Source organism: Psychrobacter sp. Ps2, assembly GCF_022129405.1.
Taxonomy (GTDB): domain Bacteria; phylum Pseudomonadota; class Gammaproteobacteria; order Pseudomonadales; family Moraxellaceae; genus Psychrobacter.
This window is the reverse complement of the sequence record NZ_JADQAM010000059.1, coordinates 119,630-138,111: the sequence shown is the minus strand read 5'-3', so window position 1 is coordinate 138,111 and position 18,482 is coordinate 119,630. Positions and strand designations below refer to the sequence as shown.

Here is an 18,482-nt window from a genome sequence, read left to right as displayed (position 1 = left end):
GATAGGTTCTCATGGCAAAAAGTCGGTTATTTCGTTCAACCATGGTGGTCAGTAGTATGACCATGTTATCGCGTATTTTAGGTTTGGTACGTGATGTTGTATTGCTAGGGGTTTTTGGTGCAGGTGGTTTGATGGATGCCTTTTTGGTCGCCTTCAAAATCCCAAACTTCTTACGACGACTGTTTGCAGAAGGTGCGTTTAGCCAAGCTTTCGTGCCAGTACTGTCTGAATACAAAGAAAAGTACAGCTTACAACAAGTGCAGATCTTGGTCAGTCGTACCTCGGGCGCATTGTTACTAGTGCTATCAATGCTGACAGTGGTGGTCATCTTAATCGCTCCTTGGGTGGTGACGTTGTTTGCCCCTGGGTTTGCCGATCAACCCAACAAATTTGCCATTACCGCTGAATTACTGCGTCTTACCTTTCCGTATCTGCTATTCATTTCTATGACAGCCTTTGCCAGTGGTATTCTACAAAGCTACGGTCGGTTTGCTGCACCGGCGTTTGCGCCCGTGTTATTGAACCTGTGTATGATTGGTGGGGCACTGATTTTTGCGCCGATGTTTGATACGCCTATTATGGCCCTTGGCTATGCCGTTGCTATCGCAGGTTTGCTACAGTTCTTAATTCAACTGCCCCAGCTCTGGCAACAAAAGCTGCTTGTCGCGCCAAAGATTGACTTCCAGCACGAAGGCGTTCGTCGAATTTTAAAATTGATGCTACCTGCTATCTTTGGTGTCTCTGTCACTCAGATAAATTTACTACTGAATACTATCTTTGCCTCGTTAATGATTGGCGGTTCAGTCTCTTGGCTCTATGCAGCTGAACGTATGAGCGAGCTGCCGTTGGGTCTGATTGGTGTGGCGATTGGTACCGTCATATTACCAAGTCTGTCAAAAAGCGAAGCTCAAAAAGACGACGTCAGTTTCAAAAAAACCATCGACTGGGCAGCACGTCTTATTATCTTGGTCGGTGTGCCTGCCTCGGCTGCCCTATTTGTACTGGCAGATGTATTGATGCAAGCGCTGTTTTTACGTGGTGAGTTTACCTTACGTGATGCCCAAATGAGTTCACTGGCCCTACGTAGTATGGCAGGTGGTATCTTAGGATTTATGCTTATTAAGATATTTGCCCCTGCGTTTTTTGCGCGTCAAGATACCAGAACCCCTGTTAAAATCGGCATCATCTCTGTCATCGCCAATATGATCTTTAGTGTTATTTTTATCGGGATATTCTATTTCTTAGAGATACCGCTACATGGTGGTCTGGCATTGGCTACGACTGGCGCGGCTTTTGTAAACGCAGGCCTGCTATATTACTTCTTACATAAGCGTGATATTTTCCGTTTCGGTCCGCATTGGAAAAAGCTATTTACGCAGTTTGCTATCTCGACTGGCTCTATGATTGGCGTGCTTTATTTTATGCTGCCTTACTTCCCTACCGATGAGGCTCAGTGGCAGCGTATCGTCGCACTGATTATTATGTGTGCCGTCGGAGCGTTGGTTTACGGTGTGGTATTGCTAGCAACTGGGTTCCGTCCGCGTCAGCTAAAGCACGGCTAGGATAAAGTATAAGCAAACTCATGGCAGGCTTACGAAACCAAAACAAGCCTGTTATGAGAAATGACAATGCGCGCTGCTGATAATTGTCATAATAGATCACTAATGAATACATGACATTTGAGGTTTGATATGACAACGAAACAGCCAATCTTTCAGCGCTTACCAATTTTGCTAGCAACTGGTGTACTAAGCACTGGATTGCTTATTAGCGGTTGTAGTAACAATGAGTCGGCTGAAACTGCTACCGATAATGAAGATGTGGCAGCGACCGTGGATACCTCAGAAGACCTCACATTAGACAATGATACAACTGACCAAGCAATGACCGATGACAGTGCTAGCGAAACAGGCGAAATGACAGATAGCGATGAAGATAAGACAGCGATTGAGAGTGACAATATTAATCCAGTCACCGATGCGACCGAACAAAAAAGCCTAGTGACCAACCCAACTCAAGCCGGTACGCCAGAGGATACTGTCAAGCAAGCACTAAACAGCTTATATTACGGTGATGTGAAGGATGCGGCGTCATATTACCAAGTCGATATGGCAAACTTCGAAGAAGAGCTTGCCAACACCCAGTCTGCGTTTCAGCAAACGGTGGATGGCGTTACGATTACTGATACCAAATACAATGATGACAAAACTCGTGCCACTATCATTGGCGAGTTGATGCTGAAAGGACAGAGCGAACCTGCACCACTGACCTACCAGCTACAGAAGATAAAAGGTCAATGGAAGATTTTAGGTTAGAGCATATTAATTTAAATCGTCTCGGACGCTTTGTCTGAGACATGGTCTGACGTGACTGCTTTACCCAGCATCACAACATCAGCGATAAACCCTTCCATATCGCACACTTCGGGCATATAACCCCATTGTTCAAAGCCAAGCTTACGGAACAGTCCTAAGCTTGGATGATTATGAGCAAAGACAAGGGCGATGATATTTCGAATACCTAGGCTTGGTGCTTGCGTCAACATCCAACGGGTCAGCAAACTGCCTAACCCTTTACCTTGATAATCTTGATGTAGATAAATACTAATCTCGGTACTGATGTGATAGGCCGTACGTGCATACAGATCACTAAAACTGCCCCATGCAACTATCGGCGCCTTTGTTTGATCTACATCATCTGATGATAGTGCTTTAACCACATATATTGGTCTGGTTGCACTATCCAAATGCTCCTCAAACCAAGCGGCACGCTCCTCTAGCGTAACCAATGCAAGATTGGCTGTTGCTTGTTTACCCGGTATGCTTTGATTATAAATGGCTAAGACTTCTGCTAAATCTTCTTTATTTGCACGCTGCACAACGAACTGATCGGTGAGCTGATATGTCGATAGGTCGGTTGGTATAGTATTTAAGGCAGCAGCAGACATAAGATCTCCATCGTTGTCGAGATTGTTGTTAGGGTTGGTGTTAGCATCATTGGCAATAAAGAATAGCTACCCTACGCGCCATACTTGCATTACACGTAGACTATAGGATGTTAGTGTGGCTATTTTACTTTATAATGGCTGGCTTTAGACACATCAATTTTAAGCATAGATGTGTTTTTTCATTTTTTATTTGGTCTCATCATAGCTGAAAACTTATGAAAACCTATTTTCTTGAGCAACTGATTTCGTCGCCACACACTTCATCTACGGACACTGTCCCAGTAGAGTTGGCATCTTGCGTGCTCACTATCGGCAATTTCGACGGTGTGCACCTTGGTCACCAAGCAATGCTAGCCCAAGTTCGTGAAATTGCGCATACCCAAAATTTGGGTGCGGCGGTCATGATATTTGAGCCGCAGCCACGTGAGTTTTTTGCACCTGCCAAAGCGCCTGCACGTCTGACCAATCTGGCAGAGAAGCAAGCACTGCTAGCAGAATATGGCGTTGAAACATTGATCGTAGCAGGTTTTGATACAGAATTTCGCTCGCTATCAGCACAAGCGTTTGCCGATATATTAGCCAAGCGTTTGAACGTCAAGGCATTGGTGCTGGGTGACGACTTCCGCTTCGGCCATGATCGTACTGGCGACAGTCAGTTTTTGCGTGATTATGGTTTGGATGTGACCAACCTGCATACGGTCACTGATAGCAATACTAATAACGATAGTACTGATAGCGACAGTATTGATACGATCGATAACGACGCTGCCCGTATTAGCTCTACTCGGGTTCGTGACTTACTATTAGCAGGTGAACTTCAGGCGGCCAACAGGTTGCTTGGTCGTGACTATGCAATCACAGGAGGGGTTGTGCGCGGCGACCAGATAGGTCGTACGATAGACTTCCCTACCGCAAATATCGATTTACAGCGTATAAAGCCTGCCCTGCATGGTATTTTTGCAGTTGACGTGGTGAGCTTAGATGACAATGGTGATGTGATAGCTGATGGTTTGACTGCGCTTGCCACCGATGGTCATACAGGTGTTGCTGGCTTGCGTCCGCATAGTTTGTTCGGCACGGCTAATATTGGTAAAAGACCTTCTGTTGATAAAGGTGATGACTGGCGACTAGAGGTTCACTTTCCACAGTTGCAAGCTGATTTATACGGATTGAACTTACACGTACGTTTCCTACACTTTTTGCACGGTGAGCGTCGCTATGATGGAATAGAAGCATTAAAAGCAGGTATTCATCAAGACGTCGCAGATTTACTTGATTGGCGCGACAAGCAAATTTGATGTTTAGTGTTACTCCAGACATAAAAAACCCCGCGATATTAAGACTATCGCGGGGTTTTTATGTCTATAAATATTTATGCATTAGGATGTAAACGGACATTTAGCTCATCGATGGTTTCTACCCATGCGGCATCTTTCTGCCATTCTTCTTGCAAGAACATACGCTGATTGTCCGTCCAAATGCTAGCCTCTGTCAGTTTTTCTTCGCTAGCTAGTTGGTTTGCTGCGATAAAATTATCAATTGCCTCATCAGAGCTATCTAGACCTAACTGAGCAAATAACTCATTCATACTGTATTCTGGTTCACCCAACATAATTTTTCTCCTTAAATGGTACGAATATAGTCGTACTTATTGTTTAATGTGCTTATTATTCAAATTGACACATTCATTGTAGCAAGCTTTATTTTAATAGCTGTTAATCAACGTTTATCTAACGTTATCAATTGTATTAACGGTAAATCGCTCTTATCAGTTTAAAATATGAATTAAGTTGCTCTGATTTGCCTATTTCTCATAGACACGAAAAAGCCCTCATATTTCAGAGGGCTTTCTTGTACTACTTATCTCTACTACTTAAATCATAGCTTACTGGATAGCAGCTTAGATTTACGGTAGTAAATGTGCTACTGCATCACGCTCTTCACTAAGCTCTTGCTCAGTGGCAGCCATTTTCTCTTTCGAGAAATCTGATGATACATCAACGCCGTCTACGATAGACCAGTCGCCGTTAGTGCATGTGCATGGGAATGAGTAGATCAAACCTTCAGCAATACCGTATTCGCCGTTTGAGTAAACGCCCATAGATACCCAATCATTCTCATCAGTACCTAGTGCCCACGTACGCATATGTGCGATAGCAGCGTTGGCAGCAGAAGCGGCAGATGATGCACCGCGAGCTTTAATGATTGCAGCACCACGCTGTTGTACTTCTGGGATATAAGTTGCTTCGTACCATTCGCGATCAACTAAATCTAGAGCAGGCTTGCCGTTTACCGTACAAGCAGTTAGATCTGGATACTGAGTTGACGAATGGTTGCCCCAGATGATCATTTTTTTCACGTCATTAACCGTGCTGTCAGTCTTACCAGCTAACTGCGCCATAGCACGGTTGTGGTCTAGACGAGTCATTGCAGTGAAGTTGCGTGGATCAAGATCTGGCGCATTGCGCTGAGCGATAAGTGCGTTGGTGTTGGCAGGGTTACCGACTACCAATACTTTTACATCACGGCTAGCGACTTCGTTCAATGCTTTACCTTGTGCTGAGAAAATCGCAGCGTTGGCTTCTAGCAAATCTTTACGCTCCATACCTGGGCCACGAGGACGTGCACCGACCAGTAAAGCATAATCGATATCTTTGAATGCGACATTAGCATCGTCAGTTTGGACGATACCAGCCAACAATGGGAATGCACAGTCTTCTAGTTCCATGACCACACCCTTTAGGGCGTCAAGAGCTGGCGTAATTTCAAGTAATTGCAAAATAACTGGCTGATCTTTACCTAGCATCTCGCCAGATGCAATACGAAATAGCATCGCGTAGCTGATATTACCAGCGGCACCAGTGACGGCAACACGTAAAGGCTGTTTCATTGACATTGAATACTCCCTAATTAATTATTAGATAATTCTAATGAACGATTATCATTTTAGATATCGACTTGTTTGCCGCATAGCAGCATGTATAAACCGAGAGCTAGTGTAGCACTTCATCGCAGTGACCGTCTAGATACAGTCATAGACCCGTCAGGGATTATATTGTTACATTTTATACGAGAGGATTTTTGTAGAGGCTAAGCGCTTACGAATAAAGCGCTAGAGGGTTTCAATACATGATAACTAAAGCATATTTTCACTGTATTATACGTAGATACAATGGTCAAAATAGGCAATTTGTACTATTAAATTCGATTGAATTGCATTGAAAACGATATCAAAAAAGAGGTTTGAACAGGTAACTAAGTAAAGGCTATCGTCCACCTGAAATGATAAATTTACTGCCACAGCTGTCTACAACATCATGACAAGTCCCAAAATCACTACCTTCATAGCACACATGTATATCAGTAAGTATCGATTGGCGACGGCTGCCTTCTTGACAGATAAGATCTACACTATTGGAAGACATACCACTATTAAGGCGGGTCATTTGACTGATAAATCGTGATTTGGAAACGGTATAACTATTACCCGTATTTAGCTCATTCGGTAATTTTAATCCACCTGCATAATTGGTAATCTGGCGGAAGTAACTGCTAGCGCTAAGCGGGCTACATGCTCCATAGCGTTGCCACGTTTGGCTACGTACCGTTGTGTCAGGCATGATTCGGTTAACGACTTTTAGTTGTAGCGGGGTAAGACGTGGCTCACTACCACGACCGCAGCGCTCACCATATCCCATGTCTAAACCAGATACGGTTAATGAATACCCTTCTAAACACTGGCGCATACGTGCCCGCGTTGGCTGCATATTACATAATGCTGGGGTCATCTCAATCATCAATACACGCTGACCAGTCTTAACTGTGCTAGCAGCTTGTGCTGGCAGCAATACAACACCTTGTATAAGCAGTAAAGCGCCGAAGCTCATCGTCGCTTTGATACTGCCTACGCTGTGTTTACTAGCTAACCCTGCACGCAATCGCATCATAGAGTTAGCAGCCTTGTTGCTCAGGTTTGTATCTGTCTTTGTATTCGCCTTCGATAAAAAGCATATCCGATTAGATAACGAATATTTGGTTTTTGGCGACGTAGACAGACTAAAATATTTTTTGATCATAGGACTGAGGGCAGTTAGTTAGCAATGATAAGACATAGGCTATAACTTAAATCATTAGGCGCGATACATAAAACACGCATTGACCTAAGAACAAGACTGAAAAATAGGGTTTCCCATTAAGGCAATGGTAACAAAACGTTTTTTTTAATCTATAGCAAAAACGTAAACGTTGACGACATCGTCAGGAAGATCGATAAATGTTGATAAAGCACTGAAGGATAAAGACTGTGAAATTTACCTTGGCCAGATTAGTGCTACCTGAGCAAGTCAAGTTTAACCAATTGACAATTAGCAATTAGCAAAGCAAATCAGCAGATAAAAATAAACCACTAACAATAAATCATTAGTGGTTTATCAAATGCAAGTTCAGTGATTAAAATCCAGCTGGCACCGTACCCATACGCTGAGTAATCGGCTGACCACGACCCAACAGACTGCTATAGATAGTGGCGTTTTCCATCACGTGTTTGACATAGTTACGTGTCTCAGGGAATGCAATCGACTCTACATATTGATCTGCGGCAAGTGAGCCATAAACTGGCTGCCAGCGTTTGGCATTATTAGGTCCAGCATTATAGCCTGCGGTTGCCAATACTGGCTGATAATTGAGTTTGCCCAAGATATCACCCATATACCACGTACCATAGCGGATATTGGTATCACCGCTATTGGCACGGCTCGCACTATACGTCTCGCCTAGGTTACGAGCGATATATTTTGCGGTATCAGGCATGACTTGCATCAGTCCACTCGCGCCTACGTTTGAGCGCGCAGAAGATACGAAACGGCTTTCTTGACGCATAATACCGTACGCCCATGCTGGATCAATACCTGCTGCCTCACTATAACGCACGACTGCGCTTTGATGCGGCATCGGATGCGAGAGTGCTAAGCTATCCACCCTATCAGTATTATCAACCGCATAAATCGCTCGATCGAGCCAGCCCATATCATAGGCTTGACGAGCAGCGGCAATAATCAAATTATCATCACGATTATCACGAGCTTGCTTTACAGCCCAGTTCCACTCGCGGTTGGCATAAGCACGACTAGCCTCAGAGTTGTATAACGCAAACGCACGAGCAAAGTTAGCATCTTGCATGACACGCGCGCGGTCAGCAGTACTAACATTAGGCAAATTACTACCACCTAAACGGCTGGCATCGAAACGCTGCCCTATTTTATCTTTTGCCATCAGGCCATAGTAGTCATTACTTTTTGCTAAGTTCTGATACATTTTTTTAGACGTATTGCGCTTGCTACTATCGCTTGACTGCTCATACGCACGAGCTAGCCAATACTGCCACTGGGCTTCTTTTTGCGTTTCGCCATCCATTTTTGAGATAGCTTCTACCACATCATCCCAACGACCGAAGCGAATCGCTGCCATCGCGTAATCTTCTGCTTCTTCAAAATTAAAATCATTGTCCAAACTGTTGCGGAACCAATCCACTGCTTCAGCGTTAAAGCCATCATCAGTGTTGTGATTCATACGCTGTACGCCAAGCGTACGATAAGCATAACGTCGGGTTTCGTCATTCAACAATCTGACAGCGCGCTGATTGTCTTGTTTGATATCAAAGTCTAACTGTAGCGCCGCCTCACGATAAGACTTGTCAGCCATACGGCCGATTGCGTACATATATAGGTATTGATTGGTTTGGCTAGCTGGCTCACGACCAAAACGGCTAAAGAAAGAAGACGGATTTAGCTGAATTTCACTGAGCGCCGAATAAGCAATTGGCGTACCAAGGCGTGATGATAATGCCATAATATCACCGGTCTTGCCTTTACGTAGCATACGCTTGAGACGAGCCGCACGATCTTGATTACTAATCAGCGCGTTGTTGTTCATCTCCATCGCTAGCTGATCGCACAGTGCTGGCTGCTTTTTGGTGGTTAGCCAAACATCAGATTTGGCTGCCATAGCACGCATGGTATCACCGCCATTATTAAACCCAAGCGCAACCGCACAGCGCTCACTGGCATCGGCATTGGTAATCAAATTGGCTACCTGTCTAACCGAGGCGTAGTCATTCGATCCTGCTTTGGTCTCCGCAAAATCAGCCACTAATTTTTCAGCCATAACCGTATCTGGATACTGACGCACAAACTGCGAGACCGCCGCTGAACTCTGTGAATTAAGATCTAGATTCATGCGCCAATAAGTCGGATACATCGCAAACAAGCCGCCGCTCATGACTTGCTCATAGTTATAGAGCGCACTCACATCACCGCGATCTGCGGCGATAGCGGCTGCCATAAATGAGTCAATACTACTGTCTTGCTGATAATCTTGTTGATAGCTTTCCTCATCGCCCCACGTCAACTCGGCACAAGCGACTTGTGACACACCAAGTGCACTGACCGCTGTTGCCACGCTCAACGCGCTCAACCGTAGCGTACCTACTGTGATTCGCTTTGACGCGTGTTTTTGACTGATAGACTCTTCATCCTTGATGCTATGCGCAACACGCAACTTTGTCATACTGACTCTCTTTATGATATCTCTACAAATATGTGAATAACGGTTCGCTAAGTACCGCCAAGGGTATAGCAATCATCATACTATACTCATTGTGCTTTCAACTATCTCCTTTACCTTTTGTTAATAAATAGGACAGCACGGTGTAACATAGAAGTGATAACGAGCCGCAGTTTTTATGAATAGTAATATGAACGACAGTAAATAATTGATACTGCTATGAATTATTTATCATATTGATACCTCATCGCCTGTGCTAATTTTTCACATTGGCACAGGGTTGTGATAAAATACGCCACCTGTTAATCGGCTACTCCGCTATATTTTTGGTCAATCATGGACTTATCCTTATGAGTGTTACTGTATTCAATCCCCGCATCGATGACGATGCTGTTGCTGAGACGACTGTCACCGCACGTGCTGTCACTGCACTCAAAGAAGCAAGTTCAGCCCAAGCGCCCGTCGAAAAAGCAGCGACAAAAAAGGTCTTTGTCACGACCCAAGGTTGTCAGATGAATGTCTATGACTCTGGCAAAATGCTAGACGTGCTCGGCGATTCACACGGTATGGAAGTGACTCATGATATCGATGAGGCTGACGTACTACTGATGAACACCTGCTCTATCCGCGAAAAAGCGCAAGAAAAAGTCTTTTCAGAATTGGGTCGCTGGCGCAAACTAAAAGAAAAACGCCCTGACCTCGTCATTGGCGTTGGTGGTTGTGTGGCCTCACAAGAAGGCGATAATATTCAAAAACGCGCGCCTTATGTCGACATGGTATTTGGCCCACAAACCTTGCATCGCCTGCCAGAGCTATACGATCAATCAAACGAACAACGTGAAATTGCGCCTAAAAATCGTATTGGCACAATTGACGTGTCATTCCCTAGCATCGAGAAGTTTGACTTTTTGCCAGAGCCAAGAGTAGAAGGCTACAAAGCCTTTGTCTCTATCATGGAAGGCTGCTCAAAGTATTGCTCATTCTGCGTGGTGCCTTATACCCGCGGCGAAGAGTTATCCCGTCCACTTGATGACGTATTGGCAGAGATTGACAGCCTTGCCGCTCAAGGTATCCGTGAAATCAACCTGTTGGGTCAAAACGTCAACGGCTATCGTGGCGAAAAAGACGATGGCAGCATTTGCCGTTTCGCTGAGCTATTGCATTATGTCTCGCATGTCGACGGTGTCGAGCGTATTCGCTATACGACCAGCCATCCGCTAGAGTTCACTGATGACATCATTGATGCCTATGCACAATTGCCAGAGTTGGTTTCACACTTACATTTACCGGTTCAGAGTGGCTCAAACGCTATCTTGGCAGCGATGAAGCGTAACCATACAATTGATGTTTATATCAATCAGATTAATAAGCTAAAAGCCATTCGTCCAGATATTCACTTGTCGAGTGACTTTATCATTGGCTTCCCAGGTGAGACAGATCAAGACTTCCAAGATACTTTGAACTTGGCGAAAGAGTTGAACTTCGATCACTCTTACAGCTTTATCTATTCTAAGCGTCCAGGCACGCCAGCCGCTGAGTTGCCAGATGATGTGAGCTTCACCACTAAAAAAGCTCGCTTGGCTGAATTCCAGAAAGTCATCATTGACTCGACACTTGCCAAAACGCATGAGATGGTCGGTACTACTACCCGCGTCTTGGTTGAACAAGTTGCCAACCGTCATCCTGATTGCTTAATCGGTACAGCAGATAACACTCGTACCGTTATGTTCCCTCATGATGTTGAGAAAATGGATGAGCTATTGGGTAAGCTCGTGAGCGTACGTATTACTGATTTCGTTAGTCCGCACATGGTGAAAGGTGAGCTAATCGAAGTATTGGCCTAGTAGTTAAGGTAACAATGGTTAAGTTATAAGTTTGAGCAAGAATAAAGAAGCCGTTCACTATAATAGCGAACGGCTTTTTTGTGCGTGAATATTAACTATCACTATTCTGATAACCAATCTGTCTTCCGTAACTGTTGCTTGGTCTCGCGGCGACGTTTTTTTCGGACGATGTCGATATCTTCCTTTTCGTGAATACCACCTTTTCTTAATAGTGGATCAAGTGCCAAATAATTACGTGGTTTGATAGTGCTTAGCGATTGCTGTACACCTGTCTCAGCCTGTTGATCTAACTGTCGTTCAATCTGTTTGGCCTTTTTTAAGGTTTGTTTTAAGCTCATATTTTTGCCTATATTTTTAATAACTCTAAATCTGTTTTATATATTCGAATGACAGCATAGTGAGGTCACGACTAGGAAATCGAGCGCAAATAGTATACTTAGTACATTTAGCTCGATTGACACCGTCATGACTCGCTATGTTTTTATTCGTTAGCCTTTAATACACATCACTTGTTTTAGCGTATGCACCACTTCGACCAAATCCGTTTGATTGGCCATCACTTCATCGATGTCTTTATACGCTCCGGGTATTTCATCTATGACACCTTTGTCTTTGCGACACTCGACGCCATCCGTCTGCGCTTTTAGCTCGTCGATGGTAAATGCTCGCATGGCTTTACCACGGCTCATCTGTCGTCCTGCCCCATGCGAACACGAGCAAAACGATTCAGCTTCGCCCAGACCACGTACGATAAAGGACTTTGCGCCCATAGATCCTGGGATAATCCCAAGCTCACCAGCATAGGCACTGATCGCACCTTTACGCGTCACATAGACTTGCTCACCGAAATGCACCTCTTCATTGACATAATTATGATGACAATTGATGGCTTCTTTGGTAAGCTGAAATCGTGGTAATCCCGCTTGTGACGACTGCAAGGACTTAATCACCAAACGCATCATCTCGCGGCGGTTCTCTAACGCGTAGTCCTGCGCCCAGCCCACTGCTTCGACATAATCAGCAAAACTATCAGACCCTTCGGCAAAGTAAGACAAATCTTGATCTGGCACATGACCGAAGCGCGATTGACGCTCTTTTTTTGCTAAATTGATAAAGTACTGACCGATACAATTACCGATGCCGCGACTGCCAGAATGCAGCATGACCCAGACATCATTGTTCTCATCCAAGCACAGCTCAATGAAATGATTGCCACCGCCGAGTGTTCCCAACTGCTTCGCCCAAGTACGCTCAAAACCTTTCAGCATTTTAAGCAAACCCGGATGTTTATCAGTAATCGGTTTTAGGCGTTTGCCTAGTGGATCAAGCGTTGAATTTTTGGCTTGGATTTGCTTATGCATATTGAAGCCGACTGGCACTTGTTGCTCAACGATCGATCGTAACGACCGTAAGCTATCAGGCAGATCACTCGCTGTCAGTGACAAACGTACTGCGTTCATACCGCAGCCGATATCCACACCGACCGCCGCAGGAATAATGGCTGACTTGGTCGGAATCACGCTACCGACTGTTGCGCCTTTGCCAACGTGCACATCGGGCATCACTGCAATGTGGGAATGCACAAACTCTAGCTGGGCTAAATTGCGTAACTGCTGCATCGCGCCTTGCTCGATATCAGAGGTGTAAATCTTGACAGGTACGCCATGTTTACTATTTTTATTTAATACTAATTGAATGCTCATTATTTATTTCTTCCACTTTTTTTATTTTTAAAGCCATACAAATAATTTTTATATTTACCTATTAAATTTTTTAGACATTACTTATATTTCTCGATTAAACGTAACGTTCAATAATAAAAAAACTATTAGCTAAGAAATAATAGGCAATAAAAAACCGTATTTTTATTAATTAAAAATCAATAAAAATTTATGGCTGATTTATTATGGACATTTTAAAGAAATATAATATAGATCAAAACCGTCGGCCACAGCGTAAATATTATACGCATAGAAAAGCTTTAGCTAAATCATAGCCTGAGTCGCTTTATTAGCAATAGCGGTAAAGAAAAATGTTAGGTAAACAGATAACAGCAAGCGCAATATAGCTTAGCACAATCGCAGAGCGAATTTGGCACAGTAGACTTAGAAAAGAGATAGCGCAAGTAGATACAGAAAGCTATTCGTTGATATCGATAGATGGGATATCACTCAACAGCTTATATAAAAACTTAGCCAAACCTTTTCGAAGGTGTCATTGCTGTCATGTGGTTTATACATTTAATCTTTAAAAACGTCTTGGTAGTTATATAGGACACGATGATTCCTCCATAGGTTGTGGCTAATGTCAGGGCGACAATAACAGATTAATTGAAACAATTTATCGCTTATAAAAGATAAACGATATAAATCAATGAGCCAATAATAACGATTTAAAAATTAAAGTCAATAATTAATTTGGCCTGTATAGAAAATAATTTAATAAACGTGTGTTTAATTGATCACTTTAATTTGAAATCTTATCGGTAGTTTTTATACCATAAAACTATTTATCACTTCAGCCAATAAGGCGGTAGCGATAATTATAAATATTACCCCACATCCACGATTAAGCCAGGCTAAGCGATTACCAACATCAAGCCAGCTTGCTAGCTTTTTGCCACCTAGCGTATATACGATTTGCCAAATCGTTTCACTCAAAAACAAGCCGATGGTCAATAGAACATATTGCGGCCATAGTGGCGCGCTAAAATTGATAAACTTAGGAAAAAAAGCAGCAAAGAACAAGATAGCTTTTGGGTTAGATAATGACACCCAAACACCAGTACGAAACAAGCTAGTATTGCTCGGCGATATCTTAGTAGCAGCACTAGATAGTGAACGCGGCTGCGGTGTACTGGGTACGCCGTCAGTGGCAGCATAGTCTGCTGCTACCTCGGCACTCAACTCTTTAGCATCGCTCATCAAGCTACCGTCGCCAGCATCGCGCCAAGAACTGATACCCAAATAGATTAAGTATACTGCACCCACGGCTTTGATAATGGTCAGTAGCCACGGTGACTGGCGACTGATTACGTCCAAGCCAAGCAGTGTCGACAGCAGTAATACAAACAAGCCAAGGCTCAGACCTGCCAGCGTCCATAAAGTTCGTTTGACGCCATAGTTCATGCCGTACTGAAATGCCAGCAGCATATTAGGACCAGGGGTCGCTGAGATAAAAAACGTACTTGCGAAAAACACTGCAAACAGATGCCAAGACATCAACCCACCCCTACTTTGTCATGTGTAAATGGTTCTAATACGAACAGCTATACGACTTAAATATGCGACTAAAAAATAAACACCGCCATTAAGACGGTGTCATTTATACCTATATATCAAAAATTCTCGCAGAAATCATTAAAGAAACGACATACCTTCTTCTGAATAATTACGATTACATGGACGGCTGAGTCGTACAGCTATCTAACAACTTCTTTAAAAACACATCACAGCGTTCAATTTCACTAAGCTCCACATACTCATCCGCTTTGTGCGCCTGCTCAATACTACCAGGGCCACAGATAATCGTTGGGATACCTGCATTGGTAAACTGACCGCCTTCAGTCGCGTAAGCCACTTTATGACGCTCATCATCTCCTGTCAGCGCAGCGATTAACAATTGTAACTCGGCACTATCATTATCAATCATGGCGGGAACGCTTTCTTCTTGCATCAGCTCAATACCAGTCTCTGGCGCGCGTGCTTGCATTTGGGCATTTAGCTCAGCGACTTTGGCTCGAATGGGCGCTAGTATATCGTCTTGCGTCATGTGCGGCAGGTTACGATAGTCAAAAGTAAACTCGCATAGGTTGGGTACGATATTGGTCGCTGTACCACCATGGATGGTACCTACTGACAATGTCGAATAAGGCACTGTAAATAATGCGTCGTTATCATCACGAGTACTCAGCTCTTCAGCAAGCGTATCTACATAGCCAACCAATCTGCTGGCATAGCTAATCGCATTGACACCCTGTGCAATCAATGAAGAATGCGCCGACTTGCCATGTACACGGCAGCGATAAACTGCGATGCCTTTGTGTGCGACTACCATAGCCATGTTAGTTGGCTCACCGACGATACAATAATCAGGCGTGATACCACGTGCTTTTAGGTCTGCCAAAATCAATGGCGCACCCAAACAACCAACCTCTTCATCGAACGACAATGCCAAATGCAACGGACGACGTAGCTGACCGCTATTCGATAACTGCACGGCTTGTGGCAATACCGTTAGTGCACAAGCGATAAAGCCCTTCATATCACATGCACCGCGTCCGTATAGCTTATCACCACGTATCGTCGCGGTAAACGGCTCTGAAGACCACGCTTGTCCATCAACTGGTACAACGTCGGTATGACCTGATAAGACCAGACCGTTATTGATAATATCAGCGTTTTCACCAGCTGGTACAGTCACAAACAAATTGGCTTTGGTCTTAGCTTCATTAAAGGTCAAATCTACCGTCAAACACAACTGCTCACAATAAGACTTTACATCATTAATCAAAGCCAAATTAGAGTGGCGACTGACCGTATCAAAGGCGATAAGACGTGTTAGCCAATCGAGACTCTGAGTAGGATGCTCAGCACTTTTCAGCTGGACATCGCTGCTACTATCAACGTTATCGCTATTACTGACGTTGTCGCTATTACTACTGTTATTTTGGATCATAAAATATCCTTACTACAATTTTCAGAACTATGATGTGTCAGAGCTGCCTTACGATGGATTGTTATGATTCATCACATCCACCACTGGCGGCATTGGTTTTGGTAGCTTACCTTCTGCCTGTAGCTCTTTGGTTGTTTTGGCATCGATAGACAAACCCGCGATGAGCGCGATATCTTTGACAGCCTTGCGTTTACGCGTGGCAAAGCTTACGGGTACCATACGAGCAAATTCATAGATGTAAAGATAAGACTCTTCGCCACCTTCAAAATCTTCATCATCTTCGAGACGAATTGCGCCAATCTTAGCCAAATCAGATAGCATCTCGTTTTCTTCGCTGGTCAAACCACAATCGGTAATGCCAAAACCGGTCATAAAACCGTTTGCCCACTGTTTCAACGCCATCACGCGCTCGTATAAATCATGTTCATCATCTGGGATGAGCGGCATATACGCGTAGGCATCATCTTTGTCTTTTAGCTGAAACACAATGTCTTCCGCTTCTTCTGTCAGCAAGGTCAATGCAGGCTCTGGTAATGGGGCAAAGCTGAGCTCCTCAAACACCTTAGCCCAAGTTGCTTCGTCGGGTGCATTACAAGCCGTCATAAGCCCTGTCATCATGCCATGCACTTCGCTGATAGACACGTCAGTCCAATCATCAAACGCAGTCAGCCAAGTATTCCAGCCAGAGATATTATCATTCATAATAGATGTCCTAGTAATTGATTACTGCTCATAAAACAAAAATAGTCGCGATAAAATGTCATAGACAAATCATCGATAAATAAAAGTGAAAAGACAAAGCCTGATGCTTGTAATTACTTTGTTGATATAGATATTATGCGGTCACCTATGGCATTATTAAATGCAGCGAACAAAATTCATTCACGCTTACTTGTTAAGGATAAAAACTGACTATGTATGATCAACTTAGAATATTAGAAAAAATGGTACTCGACATCAAAAAACAGTATCAGCTTGTCAGTGCTGAACTTAGCAGCTTAAAACAACACCCTGTTACTGATTCCAAAGAATTTGCCGCACTAAAAACCAAATTAGATAACAGTCATAACGAACGTGACGGTGCCAAAAAACAACTGAACGATCTCGACAAGCGCTATCAGAGTCTTGCAGAAGCGCACCATATGATCGGTGAAGAACAAGACAAACTGCAAAAACAGATCAGCCAATTACAACAACAAAACAGCGAGCTGCAACAACACAATAATGAGCTAAAGCAGCAGTATAGCGATATCAAACAACAAAACAGTGAACTGCAAAAGAAGAACCAATTGGCAGCCGAGCGTACGCAAGTCGTATTACAGCGCCTAACCCGTATCGATCAAGCAGAAGGCTAACGTTTTCCTGTAGCAGATAGCAAAGACGTACTGTTTATTCAACTGCCAAATGCTATTTGTAAAATCTGATATCACTCATTTCACTGACCAAACACTGTAGGATTTATCATGACCGATGACCAAAGCAAATCGATAGAAAAACAACCAAAAAATACTCAAGCGCCAAGTGCACCAGTAACAAGTGCGCCAGTACCAGCGCAAAAAACGACACCAGCAGCATCAAATATATCAAGCGCCATGGCACAAACTAATACCAAAACACCTAAAGCGCCAGAACCCCAAATCAAAAAAGTAGATATTGCAATTGCTGGGGTTACTTATCCAATCTTTTGTCCAGTACATGAGCAAGAAGAGCTACTGTCAGCGGTTTCGTATATCAACAACTATGCGCTCGAGCTAAAAAGAGATGCGCCTAGTCTCAGCCAAGAAAGCATACTGGTACTGTGCTGCTTAAACTTGTATGAAAAAATCCATGCCAATCAAAGAAGTGATGAAGACCGCTTGCAGAAAGACAAACAGTCTGAGGCATTGCTGAATAAAATCATGAAAGATGCTCATTCTATTCTGTAGATGCATCGTACTGTATTAAACATATAAGCGCCTAGCCAATAAAGTTAGGCGCTTTTTTATGGTCAATCATTTATCTATTTATGCATAAGGCGTGTAGGTCTTGCCTGCATGAAAGTCTGCCTGATGCTCATAATTGCAAAAGAATAACTCTTGGTTCGATTCAACATTGCCATCGGTAGCTGTACTTGGTTTGGTTTCGAGTACGCCGCGATATTCAGCCAAGCTGTTGCCACAGAAATTGCACTGACGCGGAGTGGTCACATCCCCTTCTTTTGGCATCATACTCTTAGGTGCACGCGGGTACATAAACTTATAAAAAGCCCACATTGAAGCCCAAATAATAAGGATGACGATAATAACAGCAAACACAGTAGTGCTCCTTCGATTATGGGTAAACGCGAGAAATAACGAAATCTATTAAATAAGATTATTTAAGACGTTTTGATAGCATAAATTTTACCGTCAATAATAGCGATAATACAATGCCTTTACCGTTTAATTGCTGATTGCACTAATTGACTGGTTATA

General features: G+C 43.5%; 17 protein-coding genes. 6 read left to right on the top strand and 11 right to left on the bottom strand.

What is annotated here, in order from left to right; all coding sequences use genetic code 11:
* The first annotated feature begins 11 nt into the window (after nt 1–11).
* Both murJ and I3254_RS10765 read left to right on the top strand, forming a co-directional pair.
* Nucleotides 12–1,562 (top strand): murein biosynthesis integral membrane protein MurJ, encoded by a 1,551-nt coding sequence (murJ, locus tag I3254_RS10770; RefSeq protein WP_201570656.1) that lies wholly within the window; start codon nt 12–14, stop codon nt 1,560–1,562.
* Nucleotides 1,563–1,691: 129 nt separating this feature from the next.
* Entirely contained in the window at nt 1,692–2,315 is a 624-nt protein-coding gene (locus tag I3254_RS10765) for a hypothetical protein (protein WP_238052851.1), read from the top strand.
* An 11-nt stretch (nt 2,316–2,326) separates the two neighbouring features.
* On the opposite strand, the gene I3254_RS10760 is transcribed toward I3254_RS10765, so the two are convergent.
* Complete coding sequence (locus tag I3254_RS10760) at nt 2,327–2,947, bottom strand: GNAT family N-acetyltransferase (protein ID WP_238052850.1); 621 nt, start codon at nt 2,945–2,947, stop codon at nt 2,327–2,329.
* A gap of 215 nt (nt 2,948–3,162) precedes the next feature.
* On the opposite strand from I3254_RS10760, the gene ribF reads away from it, so the two are divergent.
* The gene (gene ribF, locus I3254_RS10755; RefSeq protein WP_238052849.1) at nt 3,163–4,245 is read left to right on the top strand and encodes a riboflavin biosynthesis protein RibF; all 1,083 of its coding nucleotides are present in this window, start codon (nt 3,163–3,165) and stop codon (nt 4,243–4,245) included.
* A gap of 74 nt (nt 4,246–4,319) precedes the next feature.
* Here ribF and I3254_RS10750 read toward each other — a convergent pair whose 3' ends face one another.
* The 4 genes from I3254_RS10750 to I3254_RS10735 all read right to left on the bottom strand — a co-directional run bounded on the left by I3254_RS10750 (nt 4,320) and on the right by I3254_RS10735 (nt 9,511).
* Nucleotides 4,320–4,559, bottom strand: a complete 240-nt coding sequence (locus tag I3254_RS10750) for a DUF2789 domain-containing protein (protein WP_238052848.1) — start codon at nt 4,557–4,559, stop codon at nt 4,320–4,322.
* Between the two features lie 294 nt (nt 4,560–4,853).
* Nucleotides 4,854–5,837 (bottom strand): malate dehydrogenase, encoded by a 984-nt coding sequence (locus I3254_RS10745; protein WP_101205831.1) that lies wholly within the window; start codon nt 5,835–5,837, stop codon nt 4,854–4,856.
* A gap of 376 nt (nt 5,838–6,213) precedes the next feature.
* Nucleotides 6,214–6,894 carry a hypothetical protein gene (locus tag I3254_RS10740; RefSeq protein WP_238052847.1) on the bottom strand — a complete coding sequence of 227 codons (681 nt, stop codon included), beginning with the start codon at nt 6,892–6,894 and terminating at the stop codon, nt 6,214–6,216.
* Nucleotides 6,895–7,396: 502 nt separating this feature from the next.
* Nucleotides 7,397–9,511: a lytic transglycosylase domain-containing protein gene (locus I3254_RS10735; RefSeq protein WP_238052846.1), complete on the bottom strand. Its 2,115-nt coding sequence runs from the start codon at nt 9,509–9,511 to the stop codon at nt 7,397–7,399.
* A gap of 347 nt (nt 9,512–9,858) precedes the next feature.
* Here I3254_RS10735 and miaB point away from each other — a divergent pair, with 347 nt between their 5' ends.
* On the top strand, nt 9,859–11,352 hold the full coding sequence (miaB, locus tag I3254_RS10730; RefSeq protein WP_160022363.1) for a tRNA (N6-isopentenyl adenosine(37)-C2)-methylthiotransferase MiaB: 1,494 nt from the start codon (nt 9,859–9,861) through the stop codon (nt 11,350–11,352).
* Nucleotides 11,353–11,453: 101 nt separating this feature from the next.
* Here miaB and I3254_RS10725 read toward each other — a convergent pair whose 3' ends face one another.
* The 5 genes from I3254_RS10725 to I3254_RS10705 all read right to left on the bottom strand — a co-directional run bounded on the left by I3254_RS10725 (nt 11,454) and on the right by I3254_RS10705 (nt 16,731).
* Nucleotides 11,454–11,690 carry a hypothetical protein gene (locus tag I3254_RS10725; protein ID WP_101205757.1) on the bottom strand — a complete coding sequence of 79 codons (237 nt, stop codon included), beginning with the start codon at nt 11,688–11,690 and terminating at the stop codon, nt 11,454–11,456.
* A 150-nt stretch (nt 11,691–11,840) separates the two neighbouring features.
* Nucleotides 11,841–13,055 carry an RtcB family protein gene (locus I3254_RS10720; protein WP_238052845.1) on the bottom strand — a complete coding sequence of 405 codons (1,215 nt, stop codon included), beginning with the start codon at nt 13,053–13,055 and terminating at the stop codon, nt 11,841–11,843.
* A 789-nt stretch (nt 13,056–13,844) separates the two neighbouring features.
* Nucleotides 13,845–14,573 carry a LysE family translocator gene (locus I3254_RS10715; protein ID WP_238052844.1) on the bottom strand — a complete coding sequence of 243 codons (729 nt, stop codon included), beginning with the start codon at nt 14,571–14,573 and terminating at the stop codon, nt 13,845–13,847.
* A 175-nt stretch (nt 14,574–14,748) separates the two neighbouring features.
* Nucleotides 14,749–16,029 (bottom strand): acetylornithine deacetylase, encoded by a 1,281-nt coding sequence (gene argE / locus I3254_RS10710; protein WP_238052843.1) that lies wholly within the window; start codon nt 16,027–16,029, stop codon nt 14,749–14,751.
* 48 nt (nt 16,030–16,077) lie between these two features.
* Nucleotides 16,078–16,731, bottom strand: a complete 654-nt coding sequence (locus I3254_RS10705; RefSeq protein WP_057761477.1) for a UPF0149 family protein — start codon at nt 16,729–16,731, stop codon at nt 16,078–16,080.
* A gap of 212 nt (nt 16,732–16,943) precedes the next feature.
* Between I3254_RS10705 and I3254_RS10700 the strand changes: the two genes are divergently transcribed.
* Both I3254_RS10700 and I3254_RS10695 read left to right on the top strand, forming a co-directional pair.
* Nucleotides 16,944–17,384, top strand: a complete 441-nt coding sequence (locus I3254_RS10700) for a hypothetical protein (protein WP_057761479.1) — start codon at nt 16,944–16,946, stop codon at nt 17,382–17,384.
* Between the two features lie 108 nt (nt 17,385–17,492).
* Nucleotides 17,493–17,954, top strand: coding sequence for a cell division protein ZapA (locus I3254_RS10695; RefSeq protein WP_238052842.1), 462 nt, complete (start codon nt 17,493–17,495; stop codon nt 17,952–17,954).
* A gap of 78 nt (nt 17,955–18,032) precedes the next feature.
* On the opposite strand, the gene I3254_RS10690 is transcribed toward I3254_RS10695, so the two are convergent.
* Entirely contained in the window at nt 18,033–18,323 is a 291-nt protein-coding gene (locus I3254_RS10690; protein WP_238052841.1) for a hypothetical protein, read from the bottom strand.
* Nucleotides 18,324–18,482: the final 159 nt, after the last annotated feature.

Coding starts and splice junctions, on each gene's coding strand:
- miaB (WP_160022363.1), top strand. CDS start 9,859: ATGAGTGTTACTGTATTCAATCCCCGCATCGATGACGATGCTGTTGCT.
- I3254_RS10740 (WP_238052847.1), bottom strand. CDS start 6,894: ATGATGCGATTGCGTGCAGGGTTAGCTAGTAAACACAGCGTAGGCAGT.
- murJ (WP_201570656.1), top strand. CDS start 12: ATGGCAAAAAGTCGGTTATTTCGTTCAACCATGGTGGTCAGTAGTATG.
- I3254_RS10720 (WP_238052845.1), bottom strand. CDS start 13,055: ATGAGCATTCAATTAGTATTAAATAAAAATAGTAAACATGGCGTACCT.
- I3254_RS10750 (WP_238052848.1), bottom strand. CDS start 4,559: ATGTTGGGTGAACCAGAATACAGTATGAATGAGTTATTTGCTCAGTTA.
- I3254_RS10715 (WP_238052844.1), bottom strand. CDS start 14,573: ATGTCTTGGCATCTGTTTGCAGTGTTTTTCGCAAGTACGTTTTTTATC.
- argE (WP_238052843.1), bottom strand. CDS start 16,029: ATGATCCAAAATAACAGTAGTAATAGCGACAACGTCAGTAATAGCGAT.
- I3254_RS10700 (WP_057761479.1), top strand. CDS start 16,944: ATGTATGATCAACTTAGAATATTAGAAAAAATGGTACTCGACATCAAA.
- I3254_RS10765 (WP_238052851.1), top strand. CDS start 1,692: ATGACAACGAAACAGCCAATCTTTCAGCGCTTACCAATTTTGCTAGCA.
- I3254_RS10725 (WP_101205757.1), bottom strand. CDS start 11,690: ATGAGCTTAAAACAAACCTTAAAAAAGGCCAAACAGATTGAACGACAG.
- I3254_RS10760 (WP_238052850.1), bottom strand. CDS start 2,947: ATGTCTGCTGCTGCCTTAAATACTATACCAACCGACCTATCGACATAT.
- I3254_RS10745 (WP_101205831.1), bottom strand. CDS start 5,837: ATGAAACAGCCTTTACGTGTTGCCGTCACTGGTGCCGCTGGTAATATC.
- I3254_RS10695 (WP_238052842.1), top strand. CDS start 17,493: ATGACCGATGACCAAAGCAAATCGATAGAAAAACAACCAAAAAATACT.
- I3254_RS10705 (WP_057761477.1), bottom strand. CDS start 16,731: ATGAATGATAATATCTCTGGCTGGAATACTTGGCTGACTGCGTTTGAT.
- I3254_RS10735 (WP_238052846.1), bottom strand. CDS start 9,511: ATGACAAAGTTGCGTGTTGCGCATAGCATCAAGGATGAAGAGTCTATC.
- ribF (WP_238052849.1), top strand. CDS start 3,163: ATGAAAACCTATTTTCTTGAGCAACTGATTTCGTCGCCACACACTTCA.